This window comes from Candidatus Paceibacterota bacterium, assembly GCA_035452965.1.
GTDB lineage: Bacteria > Verrucomicrobiota > Verrucomicrobiia > Limisphaerales > UBA8199 > UBA8199.
On sequence record DAOTCE010000040.1, the window covers coordinates 1 to 15,059 of the forward strand.

10 protein-coding genes are annotated in these 15,059 nt (G+C 63.0%); 2 read left to right on the plus strand and 8 right to left on the minus strand.

What is annotated here, in order from left to right; translation table 11 throughout:
- The 4 genes from P5205_19775 to P5205_19790 all read right to left on the minus strand — a co-directional run.
- Nucleotides 1-296, minus strand: a 296-nt coding sequence (locus P5205_19775) for a helix-turn-helix domain-containing protein (protein HSA12606.1), incomplete at its 3' end; no start/stop codon positions are given.
- 54 nt (nt 297-350) lie between these two features.
- On the minus strand, nt 351-653 hold the full coding sequence (locus tag P5205_19780) for a hypothetical protein (protein HSA12607.1): 303 nt from the start codon (nt 651-653) through the stop codon (nt 351-353).
- Nucleotides 654-661: 8 nt separating this feature from the next.
- Entirely contained in the window at nt 662-1,483 is an 822-nt protein-coding gene (locus P5205_19785; protein ID HSA12608.1) for a hypothetical protein, read from the minus strand.
- A 767-nt stretch (nt 1,484-2,250) separates the two neighbouring features.
- Nucleotides 2,251-3,864, minus strand: a complete 1,614-nt coding sequence (locus P5205_19790; GenBank protein HSA12609.1) for a hypothetical protein — start codon at nt 3,862-3,864, stop codon at nt 2,251-2,253.
- A 1,161-nt stretch (nt 3,865-5,025) separates the two neighbouring features.
- Between P5205_19790 and P5205_19795 the strand changes: the two genes are divergently transcribed.
- A complete protein-coding gene (locus P5205_19795) occupies nt 5,026-7,491 on the plus strand; it encodes a sodium-translocating pyrophosphatase (GenBank protein ID HSA12610.1) in 2,466 nt (821 codons plus the stop codon).
- 156 nt (nt 7,492-7,647) lie between these two features.
- Here the strand turns inward: P5205_19795 and recQ are convergent, their stop codons facing one another.
- The 3 genes from recQ to P5205_19810 form a co-directional block, all read right to left on the minus strand.
- Nucleotides 7,648-9,798, minus strand: coding sequence for a DNA helicase RecQ (gene recQ / locus P5205_19800; protein HSA12611.1), 2,151 nt, complete (start codon nt 9,796-9,798; stop codon nt 7,648-7,650).
- 139 nt (nt 9,799-9,937) lie between these two features.
- Nucleotides 9,938-10,774, minus strand: coding sequence for a serine protease (locus P5205_19805; protein ID HSA12612.1), 837 nt, complete (start codon nt 10,772-10,774; stop codon nt 9,938-9,940).
- A gap of 20 nt (nt 10,775-10,794) precedes the next feature.
- On the minus strand, nt 10,795-12,852 hold the full coding sequence (locus P5205_19810; GenBank protein ID HSA12613.1) for a PDZ domain-containing protein: 2,058 nt from the start codon (nt 12,850-12,852) through the stop codon (nt 10,795-10,797).
- A 198-nt stretch (nt 12,853-13,050) separates the two neighbouring features.
- On the opposite strand from P5205_19810, the gene P5205_19815 reads away from it, so the two are divergent.
- On the plus strand, nt 13,051-14,367 hold the full coding sequence (locus tag P5205_19815) for a hypothetical protein (protein HSA12614.1): 1,317 nt from the start codon (nt 13,051-13,053) through the stop codon (nt 14,365-14,367).
- A gap of 78 nt (nt 14,368-14,445) precedes the next feature.
- Here the strand turns inward: P5205_19815 and P5205_19820 are convergent, their stop codons facing one another.
- Nucleotides 14,446-15,015: a cysteine hydrolase family protein gene (locus P5205_19820; GenBank protein HSA12615.1), complete on the minus strand. Its 570-nt coding sequence runs from the start codon at nt 15,013-15,015 to the stop codon at nt 14,446-14,448.
- Between the last annotated feature and the right edge of the window lie 44 nt (nt 15,016-15,059).

A 15,059-nucleotide genomic window follows, 5' to 3' on the forward strand; every position in this document is an offset into this window, starting at 1 on the left:
GTTGCCTTTCTCTCAGACCCAAGATCCGGTGTCCACTTTTTCGGGGGAAGGGCTGGGCTAGCAAACCCGGCTTCCCTCGCCGCTTCGCTGGTGCGGTAGCCCTGCCGGATCAACTCGGCAGCTATGCGACACTTCATCTCCCGCATCCAATCCCTGGGACACTGGCTGTGCTGTGCTTTAAATAGCCGCTGAAACTGCCGCAGGGACACGCCGCAGCGAGCGGCCAACCCGTCGAGGTCGAACTTGAGCTCAACGGCCAGCCGCTCCAGGTCTGCCAGGGTGAAGAGCCGGCTCATGGGGTGGAGAGGGCTAACAGCGAAGACGCGAAGGCGCGAAGCCTGTACAAAGGGTCAACCTATAGATCGGTTCATTTTCTGGGTCATCACCCACCCGAGCTGTTCGGGGGTGCGCCGGCCCGTCTGCCAGCGCCACAGGTCAATGAGCAGTTGGCGGGCAAAAGCGATGATGGCTCGTTTGCGGGCGCGAGCATGGGCTTTGGGATTCAACAGGACGGACTTCCACTTCTTCACCAGATAGTAGTTGGGCTGGTAGAGGAGCAGCCGCCAGGCCAGCTCGACCAGGTCGGTGCGCAAGCGCCGGTTGCCCGCCTTGGTGAGGCTCAGGTCGGCCGAGCTTTGGCCGGAGGCGCTCACTCCACCGGTCAGCCGGCGTAGCTGCCCGCCTGGCGGCGGTTCTTAAACCGGTCCCAAGCCGCTACCTCCGTCTCGACGGCGTGATAGGTCAAGCGCCCCATCCCCTTGGGCAGCCCCTTGGGGGCTTGGGCTTCCAGCTGCCCGGTCAACTGCCGAACCGCCTGGTCCACCGTCACAATCAGGTCGCGAAACACTGGGAGCCGTTCCACCAGCCATGGGGCCAATTCCGGCTCCAGGCGCTTCCAGCGGTCCGCCTTCCACCAGTGGTTGCTTTCCCGCCGGCCATGGAGAAGCATCAGGCTGCGGCCCTGGGCCGCCAAGCTCAGACGCTGCTCCCGCAGTTGCTGCCGTTGGCGTTTGTGCGCGCGCTTCTGCTCCTCCGCCTCGGTGGGCACTCGCACCACCGCCAGGGCCCGGTCGTTGCCGGCCACATAGCGGTCCAGCCGGGTGGCCAGCTCCAAGGCGTCGGTCCGGTCATTGGCCACGCCGTGGCGCCGTTCGTCCAGAGAGGTCGGGCAGACCACGTAATTGCGCACCCCCAGGGCGGTCAACTGGCGGTGCAGCCAAAAACCAGTCGGCCCCGCCTCGTAGCAACTGATAACCTCTTTGGCCAGCGCCACCTGCTTCTTCGCCCACGCCAGAAAATCGGCCGGCTTAAAGGTCTGCGGCGGCTGCGGCTTGGCTCCGTCAATCATGCGCCCCACCACAATACTGGCCGCGTGGACATCCAAGGCCAGTTTGATCTGCTGATACTGAGGTCCCGTTGTGGCTTTGCTTGCGACTTGCGCTCCGCAGGCTTGAGCGTTAGACCTTCGTTTGTGAGTATTCATGTGCTGGTGGACGTAGCAACTTGGTTGCGCGTCCGCCAGCATTCATGCCATCTATCACTCATTGCCCGCGGCGCTCAAGAGGAGCAGCAGGAGCAGACAGCGCGCATGGTGAAACATGGGGCTTGTTTTGCCCCAGTGATGGGGCAAATGCAACCGGTTTCGGCTGCGCAGGCGGGCCGGTTGAGACCGGCGCGGTGGGGACACCGCGCCCTACCCGGCTCGGGCAACACGCCCCGGACTACTCAGCGGGCGGAGCTGCGGTCGGCCAGTGCGACAAGGAGAACTGCGGCCAGCGCCGCGCCGACGGACAACTTGGCAAGGACGGACGTCTTCATAGGCGGCTGAAAGTTGAATCTGGGCTTCTGGAGAGAGAATGGTAACAGGACAGAGGGGGATGTCAACTCTGAATTCACTCTGAATTCCGGGGAGTTCATGCCGGCAATCGAGGGAACTGGGTTCCAGCGGCGGGGCTGGACAGATACAGCGGGGACGAAGTGTCCAACAACAGGACACGCTGCTTGCCCGCACGGGGTAGCCACCGCCAAGCCACCAGTAAGCCACCGGTAAGCCTGAAAAGGAGGATCGAGGATTGAGGATTGAGGATGGTTGATGGTGGGAGCTGGCCAGCGGAAGGACGACAGAAAGGACGGAGCAAACCGAAAAGCGGCGACTCGCAACAGATTACGAGCCGAGCCTATCAGAGCCTCCTCACGTCGGCTGCTACGAGGCAGGAAATGCGCCGCCGGCGGGTTGGGATTCGAACGGGATTAGGGGGATTGGAAGGCGCGGTAGAAGCGGGTGGGGCTGGTGGCGGCTTCCGAGTCGGTGTAGAAGAGGACGTTGGTGGGGGTGGTGTTGGTGAAAACGGGCGACCAGTCCGGCGGGGTCGCGGCGGGGCTGGTGGCGGCCTCGATTACCAGCGTGCCGGGCTGGAGGTTGTCGAGCAACATTTGGAAGGTGTCATTGGTCAGTCTGAAGTCGGTGATTACCAGCGGGAAGGCGTACTTGATTGTGGCAAAATCATCGCGGCTCCCGGCGCCAAGCGATCGGCCCGTGACGATCACGTTGCCGCTGTGGTCCACGGTCACTTTGCGGGCTTGGTCTTCGGAGCTCCCAGGCCCGTTGTAGCGGTTGGTCCAGAGCGGCACGCCCGCGCTCGAATACTTGATGGTCGCGTAACTCAAGCCGTCGGGATCGGCCCCAGTGCCAGTCGAACGCCCCGTAACGATCACGTTGTCGCTGCCATCCACCGCCACATCGTAGGCGTAGTCTTCGCCGTTGCCCGGCCCGTGGTAGCGGTTGGTCCAGAGCGGCACGCCCGCGCTCGAATACTTGATGGTCGCGTAACTCAAGCCGTCGGGATCGGCCCCAGTGCCAGTCGAACACCCCGTTACGATCACGTTGTTGCCGGCGTCCACCCCCACGGCGTAGGGCTTGTCCTGATAGTTCCCCGGCCCGTTGTAGCGGTTGGTCCAGAGCGGCATGCCCGCGCTCGAGTATTTGATGGTCGCATAATCATAGGAGCTTCCGTCGCCAAGCGAATAGCCCGTCACAATCACATTGCTGCTGCCATCCACCGCCACGGCGACGGCTTGGCTGTCGTCGTTTACCGGCCCGTGGTAACGGTTGGTCCAGAGCGGGACGCCCGCGCTCGAATACTTGATCGTCGCATAAGCGGAAGGGCGAGGCCAGACGGTCGTCGTCCTCGATGCCCCTGTCACGATCACATTGTTGCTGCCGTCCACCGCCACGGCCAGGGCACCGTCATAGTCGTTCGCCGGCCCGTTGTAGCGGTTGGTCCAGAGCGGTACGCCCTCGCCCGAATACTTGATCGTCGCGTAATCGGAAGCGCTACCGCTGCCAGTGGAAACCCCTGTCACAATCACGTTGTTGCTGCCGTCCACCGCCACGGCTTGGGCGCCGTCAGTGAAGTTCCCCGGCCCGTTGTAGCGGTTGGTCCAGAGCGGCACGCCCTCGCTCGAGTACTTAATCGTCGCGTAGTCGGAAACGCCTCCGCTGCCCCTGGAATTCCCGGTGACGATCACGTTGTCGCTGCCGTCCGGCGCCACATCGCGGGCGTGGTCTTCGCCGTTGCCCGGGCCATTGTAGCGGTTGGTCCAGAGCGGCACACCCGCGCTCGAATACTTGATCGTCACGTAACCAGGATTGCTTGCGCCCTCGCTGACATCCGAAGTGCCTGTCACGACCACGTTGTTGCTGCCGTCCACCGCCACGGCGGAGGCGTAATCGTCGAAATTCCCCGGTCCGTTGTAGCGCTGGACCCAGGCTTGGACGGCGGTTTCGGCGCGGGCCAGGGAGGGGCACAGGAGGAAGATCAACAGTGGCCAGGTCAGAGCGGGCTTCTGAACGGTTGCGGGCATACGCGCGGGGTCCGTTTGCACTAGCGTTGCGGCGATTATGGCAGGGTCGGGTGGCGTGTCGAGCGAAAAGGGAGGGCCGCACGCAAAGGCGCCATACAAGGGGTCAGCCATTATACAAACCAAACCATAGATCGGTTCATTTTCTGGGTCGCTGACCCGCCCAGCGTTCCGGCAGGTTGGGCACATGCCTCGCCAACTACGCATTCAATATCCCGGCGCCGTGTAACACGTTATGTCCCGGGGCAACCGGCGGTGGCTACGTGCACCTCAATCCGGTCCGGGCCCGGATGCTCCCGCCCCGGGAGCAGTTTGGGCGGGTATATGGCCGCCCCCGAGCCTCGACCTGGATGGGTGCGGGTGGACCGGTTGCTGGCTGAGCGCGGAAGCGAAGAAAACACGTAAGCCCCAGGAAAAGACTAGTGGCCGTTCCGCCACGCGTGCGCTTACCTTCTCCCGTCAATCAGCGCGGCGGTGTCGCGTCCGATTGGCCGGCCAAAAACATCCCGAAGGGATGTGAAATGGCACCCGGTCTTCCCGGGCCTTTCTCGGTGAGGAAGGAAGGATGGCAAACGCGCCCGTGCGCGTCGATAGCGGTTCAGTTGAACCACGGGTTGGTGCTGGGGGCCGGGCGGTTAATGGGTAAGGACGGATTCGAATCTGTCCCCATGAAGAAAGGCAGAACAAATGAGAAATTGTTGGTTATCGGCTCAAGCCCGGTGCTTGGAGCGGGCTCGGGTTTCTGCACTGTTTCTGCCTCACTTCTGCCTCAGTCCGGGAGGTGATCAGAGGGCAAGATTCAATTCCAGGTCACAAGAAGTCATCAGAAGTCACAATTTGTCATCTGTGCGTGCGGAGCGCGCAGCGGAGAATTGAAATTCGGTAAAGGTTTGGTAAAGTTTTGGTAAAGTTTGGCGCCCCTGAGGCTGGGCGCCCGGTGGTGCCAGTCTCCGAATCTGCTGAGGCAGCCCTCGGCTCTGCAAAGCCCTCATTCCCCCCACCGGGGTGTGAGGTTTGGCGTGGTGGCAAGACTGGTCAAGCGGGAAGTTAATGAGACGCGACTGGACAGCACGCAGAAACCGATCTGCGCCCGAATATTTGCTGGCCCGAAAAAAGTGGTGGCGCAAGGAGGGCCATTTCTGCCATATTCCCCCGCTTAAATCTATGAGACATCACAAATATTGCTTTTGGTTTGTTTTATTGTTTGTGGCGCTACTGGCATCCACAGGCGTTTACGCAAGTGAGGCTGATATAAAAATCCCGCCGCTGGACACGGTGAAATTCAACGGGCTGGCCGGGATCACCGGCACCGCGCTGATGTATATCGGACTCGTGATCTGTCTCGTCGGCGCCGTGTTCGGCATCGTGCAGTACAGCCAGACCAAGGCCCTCCCGGTGCACGAGTCCATGCGCAACGTGTCCAACATGATCTGGGAGACCTGCAAGACCTACCTGTTCACCCAGGGCAAGTTCCTCGCCATTCTCTGGGGGTTGATAGCCGCCTGCATGATTTACTACTTCGGCTTCCTCTCGCACATGAGCGCCTTCAATGTGATCGTCATTCTGCTGGCGTCGGTGCTGGGTATCCTTGGTTCGTACGGCGTCGCCTGGTTTGGCATCCGCATCAACACGGTGGCCAACTCCCGCGCCGCCTTCTCCGCGCTCAAAGGCAACCCCTTCGCCACCTTGGGCATTCCCCTCCGTTCCGGCATGAGCGTTGGCCTGTTACTGGTGGCCGTCGAGCTGTTCTTCATGATCTGCATCCTGGTTTTCCTGCCTCGCGATCTCGTCGGCCCGTGCTTCATCGGGTTCGCGATCGGCGAGTCCCTGGGCGCGTCGGTGCTGCGTATCTGCGGCGGCATCTTCACCAAGATCGCCGACATCGGCTCCGACTTGATGAAGATCGTCTTCAAGCTGCCCGAAGACGACCCCAAGAACCCCGGCGTGATCGCGGATTGCACCGGCGACAACGCCGGCGACTCGGTCGGGCCGACGGCCGACGGCTTCGAAACCTACGGCGTGACCGGCGTGGCGCTGATTGCGTTTCTCGCCCTGGCGCTGGCGGCGACGCCCGGCATCGTGGCGACTCTCATCGTCTGGATCTTCGCCATGCGTGCGCTGATGATCGCGACTTCGCTGGCCTCCTACTTTGCCAACCAGGCCTTCAGCAAGGCCAAGTACGGCAGCCAAAAGGACTTCGACTTTGAAGCCCCGCTCACGCACCTGGTCTGGATCACCTCGGCGGTCTCGATCGGCGTCACTTTCATCGCGAGCAAACTGCTTCTGGGCGACTTCACGGACGCCGAGGGCAAGGCGCTTCCCGATCTCTGGTGGGTGCTCTCGATCATCATCAGTTGCGGCACGGTGGCGGGCGCGCTGATTCCCGAGTTCACCAAGGTTTTTGTTAGCACGACGTCGCGGCACGTGAAGGAAGTTACCAACTGTTCGAAACACGGCGGCGCCTCGCTCAACATTCTGTCGGGCTTCGTGGCGGGCAATTTCTCCGCCTTCTGGATGGGCCTGTGCATCCTGCTGCTGATGTTCGTGGCCTATTACTTCTCTCAGAACGCCGCGCTGCTGTCCATCATGCCCAAGCAATTCGCCTTCGCCGCGCCCATCTTCGCGTTCGGGTTGGTGGCTTTCGGCTTCCTGGGGATGGGGCCGGTGACCATCGCCGTGGACAGCTACGGCCCGGTGACCGACAACGCCCAGTCTGTCTATGAACTGAGCCAGATCGAAGGACGCAAGGGCATCAAGGCGGAGATCAAGAAAGATTTCGGCTTTGACGCAGACTTTGAGAACGCCAAGTACCAGCTTGAAAAGGGAGACGGCGCGGGCAACACCTTCAAGGCCACCGCGAAACCCGTGCTCATCGGCACCGCGGTTGTCGGTGCGACGACGATGGTGTTCGGCATCATCATCCTCCTGCAGCACATGTTCGAGGCCAACCCCGCCTCCGGCGTCTTCAAGCCGGTGGTGGAAGCGCTGAGCATTGTGCAGCCCGAGATCATCCTCGGCCTCATTATGGGCGGCGCGGTGATCTACTGGTTCACCGGCGCTTCCTGCCAGGCCGTTGTCACGGGGGCCTACCGTGCGGTGGTCTACATCAAAGAGCACATGAAGCTTGACGCTTCGACCGCGTCCGAGAAGGACAGCAAGGAGGTTGTCCGCATCTGCACTGTGTATGCGCAAAAGGGCATGTGGAACATCTTCATTGTCATCTTCTGCCTGGCGCTGGCCCTGCCGTTCTTTAACCCCTACTTCTTCATCGGCTACCTTATTGCCATCGCGTTCTTCGGGCTGTTCCAAGCCATCTTCATGGCCAACGCCGGCGGCGCCTGGGACAATGCCAAGAAGATCGTCGAAGTGGACCTCCGCCAGAAGGGCACCGACCTCCACGCCGCCACCGTCGTCGGTGACACCGTGGGCGATCCCTTCAAAGACACGTCCTCCGTGGCGATGAACCCGGTCATCAAGTTTACCACCCTTTTCGGTCTGCTGGCGGTGGAGATTGCAGTGACCATGTCGAGCCAAAGCCTCAAGACCGGCATCGGCGCATTCTTCTTCCTCGTGGCGCTGATCTTCGTTTACCGGTCCTTCTACTCCATGCGCATTCCCGAAGAGAAGTAAACGGCTCACAGAGCCTCTGACTTGCGCGCCCGTTGGGAGAAACACCCGACGGGCGTTTGCTTTTCAGTCAGGACTTCGGCTGCGCGACCTTGTGGCCGATTAGCTTCATGGACTGGCAGGAGCCAGTGCCAGGTCGGGATATGGTCCCATCCCGGCTCAGCCAGCGCCTTCGGGCTTGGCCTGGGCATACTCTGCAATCGCTGCCAGGAACTGCCCCCCGAAGTTGCTTGCCCGCTTTGCGCCCACACGGGATATCCCGGCCAACTCCTCCTCGGTCTGCGGGCAGGTCCGCGCCATTTCGCGGAGAGCCGCATCGTGCAAGATGATGTAGGCGGGGACACTGCGTTCCTCCGCCAATCGTCGGCGCACCGCCCGCAGCCGCTCAAATAACTCAGTGTCGTAAGGCCCATCATCCGCGGCGGAGCCGCGTCTGGGCTTTGCTGGCGCTGCGTCCGGTCTATCGAAGGAGGTCGCTGCAAAGATCTGGCGCGGCTGGGTCTCCAGGTGGCCGGCGATCACCGCCAGGAACACCCGCCCGAACTCCTGGAGCTTCCTCGCGCTCATGCCGCTGATGCGCCCCAGCTTCCGCTCGTTATCCGGGTAGTCTCGCGCCATCTGCCGCAACGAGACATCCGAGAACAGGATATGCGGTGGCACGCCCCGTTCATCCGCAAGCTGCTTGCGCAGCCGCACCAGCCGCTCGAACAGCAACTCGTCGCAGGCGATCTCTCCCACCCGGGCCGTTTCGGGCCCGGGCGTGGCGACCGGACGGGTCAACTTGACGGGCTTGCGCTGCTTCAACACCGCCAGGCCCTCATCGGTGAGGCCCAGTACGCCGAACTTGTCCAGCGCCGCCTCGCGCACCAGCCCCAGCCGGATCAACTCCCGCCCGATCGCCTTCCATTCCGGCCGGCTGTGTTCCCGGCCTATGCCGTAAGTCGAGAGCCGCTCATGGCCCCACTTCCGGATGGCTTCGGTTTCGGCACCCGTCAGCACCTCGACGATCTGGTTGATCCCGAACTCAAACCCATTCTGCTGCCGAATGCGGTAGATGCACGAAAGGAACTTCTGCGCCGCCAGGGTTCCGTCATACGTGTCGCGCGGCGACAGGCAATTGTCGCATCCCCCGCAACTTTCCCCGACCGGCTTCTCGCCGAAATATCCCAGCAGCTCCCCGCGCCGGCAGCCGCCCGACTCGGCGTAATGGACCATCTGCCGCAACTGCTCGTGCGCAATGTTCCGCTCTTTCGGGTCGGGTTTCTCGTCAATGAACCGCCGCAGCTTTATTACGTCGCCGGCGCTGAACAACAGCACACACTCGCTCGGCAGTCCGTCCCGCCCGGCGCGGCCCGTTTCCTGGTAGTATCCCTCGATATTCTTCGGCAAATCGTAGTGCACCACGAAACGCACGTTTGGCTTGTTGATGCCCATGCCGAACGCGATCGTCGCGCAGATCACCCGCACCTCGTCCCGCAGGAAAAGCTCCTGATGCTCCGTGCGCTCCTTGGTGGTTAACCCGGCGTGGTAAGGCCGGGCCTTCACCCCGCGCTCCTCGAGCCGGCGCGCGACGCTCTCGGAGGTCTTGCGCGATTGGCAATAGACAATGCCGCTTTCACCGGGCCGCCCGCGCAGAAACCCCAGCACCTGCTGCAATGGCTTTTGCTTCGCGATAACCCGGTAGGTCAGGTTCGGGCGGTTGAAGCTGGCCACGTAGCAGCCCGGCTCGCGCAGCTTGAGCAGGGTGACGATGTCCTTGCGCACGCGTTCCGTTGCCGTCGCTGTAAGCGCCATCATCGGCACCGCGGGGAACAACTGGCGCAACCCGGCAAGCTGGCGGTATTCGGGCCGGAAATCATGCCCCCACTCGCTGATGCAATGCGCCTCGTCAACGGCCAGCAGGTTCACCCCCCACTGCCGCAAATCGGCCAGGCACCCGGACAGCATGAGCCGCTCCGGCGCGACGTAGAGCAGCCGGTACTGCCCGGCATGCAGCCCGCACAGGCGGGCCCGCGATTCCCCTGCCGCCAGCGACGAGTTGAGGAACGTTGCCGGCACCCCGCTCGCCTGCAGCGCGTCCACCTGGTCCTTCATCAGCGCGATCAGCGGCGACACCACCACCGTCAGCCCCGGCCGCGCCATCGCCGGCAACTGAAAGCAGAGCGACTTCCCGCCACCCGTCGGCAACAGCGCAAACACGTCCTTGCCCGCCAACACATCGCGGATGATCTCCTCCTGCAACGGGCGGAAGGACCTGAAGCCGAAGTACTCCTTCAGCAGCGGCAGCAGTTGCGGGGCACTGAATTCCACCGGACGAGTGTATAACAGACGGGAGCACTAATGCACGCGACAAACCCGCGCAGCCTTCCGCCGGAGCAAGACTCGAACAACCAAATCAGTCCGAGAGAGACTTGGCAAACCGCTATGACGCTGCCTTGGAAGCCGCCGGCTACTTCGACTCCTTGGACTCCCCGGGAGAGTCCTTCTTCTCCGGTTCGCCTTTGGCTTCGGGGGCCTGCCGGGCGGCTTTCAGGATGTCCTCCGCGGGAAGAATGATTGTGGTCATGTTATCGCGGTAGTTGCGGCCACTGCCGGCCTTCGCGTTGATGGCGCGCATGACCATCACCCCGACGATGTTGCCGTCGAGGGCAAAGGCCGGCGAGCCGAGCGTAGTGGAGGTCATCGTGCTATCAGGGATGTAGAACGTGCGGGGTCTCTGCAGGACGGCGCTGACACGCTCGACCGAGGCCGCGTAGGCGCGGCCCGCGGCGCTGTTGAGGCGGTTGAGGGTGACCACCTGGTCGAGCAACTGGGCCGGGGAAGACTTGGCGAAATCCACCGCGGCCATCGGGCTGGCGGGCTTGGTCTTGGGGCGGATGAACGCCAGGTCTAGGTCCTTGTCCCGCAGCACAATCTCCGCCGGCAGCTCCGTGCCGTCCTCCAGCAGGATCTTCAAATCCGTCACCTCGGTCTCCAGCTTGTACTGGGAGGATTGCTCGGCCAACATGCGCTGGTACATCTCGCTCGGGTCGCACGCCGAGAGCGCCAGCACGGTCAAGCCCGAGCCATCCACTACCGTGCCGGTGATCTCCTGCCGGTTCTCGCTCGATTTGCCGGCGCCCGAGTAGGACATCTTCAGCACCACCTGCACCGTGACGACCGCATGCTGGTTCTTCTTGAAAATATCGCGGCCCTTCTGGGCGAGTTCATCAGCGCGGCCGGGAAAACCCGGGCCGGCCAGCACGAGCAACAAGGCGGCAAGGAGCAGCTTGGATAGGCAACGCATACGAATCATGTATTTAGAGGTCAATTCTTCCAGTTCGGTTCAATTTCCAGGTAGGCGGTGTGGATGCCGCGAAGCACTTTTATCACGACCACCTTCTCTTTGCTGGCGGCGACCCGTTCCAGCTCGCGCCGCAGCGCATCCAGCTTGTCCACCGTTCGGCCGTCCACTTCGAGGATCAAATCGCCCTCCATGAGCGAGCCCAGTTCAGCCCAACTGCCGCCTTTGACGTTCTCCACCAGCGCGCCTTGCTGGTCGCCGGCCCATTGCTGCTCGACCGCGTCGAAGAACGACACGTCGCGGGCGGTGAACTCAAAATCGTCGTTGCGGTATTTCTTCATCTCGCGCTGCAGGTGCGGCGAGCGGGCCAGTTCCACCGGGATCTTCAACTCCGTCTTGTCGCGCAATACGGTCAGCTCCGCCGTCTTGCCAATGTCGTATTGCCGGATCAGGGAAGACAGCTCGTCCTCATACTCGGAGTCGGAGGCCGACAGCTTGCCGCCGTCCACCGCGGTAATGAAGTCCCCGGGTTTGAGCCCCGCCTTCGCCGCGGTGGTGCCTGGGTAAACGCGCGTGATGTAGAAGCCCTTCAACGCCGGTTGCCCAAGCTGCCTGGCGACCTCACGGCTGATGACCTGCGTTTCGACCGGCAGCCAGGCCTTGGTGACTTCCAGGCCGGGGTCCTTCAGTTCCTCGAGGCCGACCCGCACCACGGCCAGGTAGCGCGCGGCCTTCCGCTCGAAGGTGACCATGGCCGGCACGGGCTCCGTCCGGCCCTCGGTCAGCCGGCGCGTAGCGGCCACAAGGTCCGCCGTGTTCTTCACCGGCTGGTGGTTAACTTCGACGATGGCGTCATCGGGCTGGAGCGAGGGCTTGGCGCTGCCCGCCGGACCTCCCGGGCGCACGGAAGTCACCAGCACACCGTCCTGAGCCGGCCGTTTCATTTCCTTGGCCAGCAGGCGCGAGAAATTCCGCACCGTGAGCCCCCACGCCTTCAGTTCCTGCTCCCGGGGATATACCTCTCCGCGCTCGATCGGGATTGGGCGCAGGGTGACTTTCTTGCCGTCGCGCTCAACGACCGCCTTAACCTCACGGCCGATGGGCAGGGCGGTCGTCCGCAGCATGAAGTCCGGCAGTTGCTCCTCGAAGCGGACGTCGGTTGGGGCGTCATCCAGGCGCAGGAGCAGGTCGCCGGGTTTGAACCCCGCTTTTTCAGCCGGCGAGCCCGCCTGCACGCCGCTAATGAGAACCCCGTGCCGGGCTTGAGAGCGTTTGAAGCGCGGCTGCACGTCCACGCCCAGCCAGCTCCGCCGGACTTCGCCATTGGCCATGATCTGCTCGGCGACACCGCGGGCCAGGTTGCCGGGAATGGCGCCGCCCAGGCCGTAGCTGATTTCGTTGATGCCGATGATCTCGCCGCGCAGGTTCACCAGCGGGCCGCCGGAGTTGCCGCCGTAAATCGCCGCATCGTGCCCGATCCAGCGGACCAGTGAGCCGACATCTTCGCCATCCAGTTGAAGACGTCGCGACGAACCGCGGTGCCGGGGCATGGTCATCTCCGGGTTGCTGATGATGCCCAGCGTCACGGACTGGGAGAGCGCCATGGGGCTGCCCATCGCCAGCACATATTCGCCCACCTGGATCTTCGCGGAATCCCCGAAGGCGGCCGTCGTGAATTCGACTGGTTGGTCCGGCTTGAGTTTGACGACCGCAATATCCGTCAGCGGGTCCGTGCCGACCAGTTCCGCCTCGATTTCCTCCCGGTTCCACAGTGTGCAGAAGATGCGGGCGGCGTGGCCGGCCACATGGTGGTTGGTGATCAGATAGCCGTCGCGGGTGATGATCGCCCCGCTGCCGACCACTTGCGTCTTGGTCTCGCGCCCCTCGCTGTAATCCGTGGATACAACACGAATCCGCACCAGGGCCGGTTTGACCTTGGCAATGGCCGAACCAATCTGCGGCCGCAACTCCGCCGGCGCGATGCGCTCTTTGGCGCCGGCATGGCCGGTGCTGGAGACGAGGAACGCGCAGGCAACCAAAGCCGGTCCCCGGCGGGAGAGAAGCGAATTACGACCAAACATTTCAGTTCTTTTAGAGCAAATCTACCTGCATGCAAGAACCAAAGCTAGGGACGCGCGCGAAGACGCGCGGGGTTTTGGAGTGCGTCGGCAGAGCGTCAACGGCGACGGCGCTTTCCGCACGCGTTATTCTCACCCTTGACTTCCCGGCGAGAGCGCAGTGAAACTGCCGCCGTGAGCCTTGAACAAGCCTTGCGTCCTATGAACCAGCCTCTCACCCCTTGGCGGCGAGCCGGCCGCCTCTCTTGCGTCTTAAGTCTGTTGCTGGCGGCCAGCGCCTTCGGCGCGGCGGGCAGCCGGCTGGACGTGAGCGACATCACCAAGCCCGACTTCTTCCCCATCCTGCCCTGGAGCCCGTATCACGGCTGGTGGAAGCCTTTCGTCCTGCAGCGCACCAACGGCCTCGAGAGCATCGCGGACTGCCAGTTCAACATGGCGGGCTTCGTCTGGCCCGAGGACCTGCGCCGCTGCGAGAAGCTCGGCCTGGGCGCCATCCTGCTGCCGGCCGCCGAAGACGTGATCTCGCCCGGCTACCGGCGCGAGTGGAAGAAGCTGTCGGACGAGGAGATTGACCGCCGCGTCCGGGAGATCGTCCGTGCCGCGGGCCGCAACCGCGCGGTCAAGGGCTACTATATCATGGACGAACCCGGGGTGACGGATTTCCCGGCCCTGGGCAAGGCGGTGGCGGCGGTGAAAAAGCATGCCCCGGGCAAGCTGGCCTACATCAACCTGTTCCCCAATTACGCCACCCTCGGCGCGCCCAACATGTCCCAGCTCGGCACCCCCAACTACACCGAATACCTGGAGCGCTTCGTCGCCGAGGTCCAGCCCCAGGTGATCAGCTACGACAATTACATGGTGCAATACTCGGAGGACCTGAAAGACCCGGCCAAGGCGGCGAGCTACTACCGGAACCTGCTCGAGGTGCGGCGCGTGGCGCTGGCGCACGGCTTGCCCTACCTGAACATCGTGAGTGCCAACCAGATCCGGCCCGTTACTCCCATTCCCTCGCCCGCCAACCTGCAGTTCCAGGCCTACACCACGCTGGCCGCCGGCTACCGCGGCGTGACTTGGTACAACTACTTCGGGCCGGGCTACAAATACACACCGATTGACCCGGCCGGGCGGAAGACACTGACCTGGGTCTATTTGCGGGACGTAAACTCGCAAGTGGCGGCGCTGGCGCCTGTTATGAGCCGGCTGACTTCGACCGGTGTCTTTTTCACCGCGCCCGCGCCAGTGAACGGCTTGCCGCTGCTGCCGGGTGGACTGGTGGAAGCTGTCTCCTGCCCCACGCCGGTGATGATTGGAGAATTCCGGCACGCCAACGGGGACGACTACATTATGGTCGTCAACCTCAGCCTGGAGCGATCAGCCAGGTTCACTTTCCAGACCACGCAGCCGCGGAAGACCATCCAGATCGTCTCCTCCGTGGACGGCTCCCTGTCTCCCTTCGACCAGAAGGACGGCCTCTGGCTCACCGCCGGCCAGGGCGCGCTGCTGGCGTTGGGGAGATAACTTCCCGAACTGTCGGCTCACGCTTTGCCCCTGTAACCCCTCGCCCGCGCTAAAGGCCATTTTCTCCCCCCCTCGGAGTCAGACCGCAGTGGTCGGCGGAAAGCACACTTCCACGGTCTTCCGGATGGTCACACCGCGGCTGGTGCTCAGGTTTGCCCAGGCCCAGTTGTGGTGTTCGCGCACGAGCCGGGCTTCAAGCACGGGATTGTCGGCCGTGGTGTGCGCATCGGCCACGACGATCACAGCGAAGTCCTTGCTGGCGGCGCTGCGGAGGGTTGAGTCCACGCAAAACTCCGTGGCGAAGCCCATCAGCAGGAGCGTCGTGATGCCTCGGGAGCGAAGCTCAGATTCGAGCGCGGTGCCGTAGAAGGCATCGCAGGTCGTCTTGCGGATTACGGGATCGGTGGCGCGAACCTCGAGCTCCGGGTGGAGCTTCCAGCCTTCGGTGAAAGGCACTACGTCTTCCCCACCCGGCTGGCCATCGTGCTGGATGAAGAAGATCGGCACATTTACGCTACGCGCCTTGCGGATGACACTGTTGATTCTCTGCACGACCGCATCGGCCTCCCACGGCGGCGGGAGGGCATGGAACAGGCCGTGCTGAACGTCGATGACCAGCACCGCGGTGTCAGCAGGCACGGAGGTCATAGATCCTTCTAAGGGTCTGCTCAAAGCACGGCAGGCGTCTCACC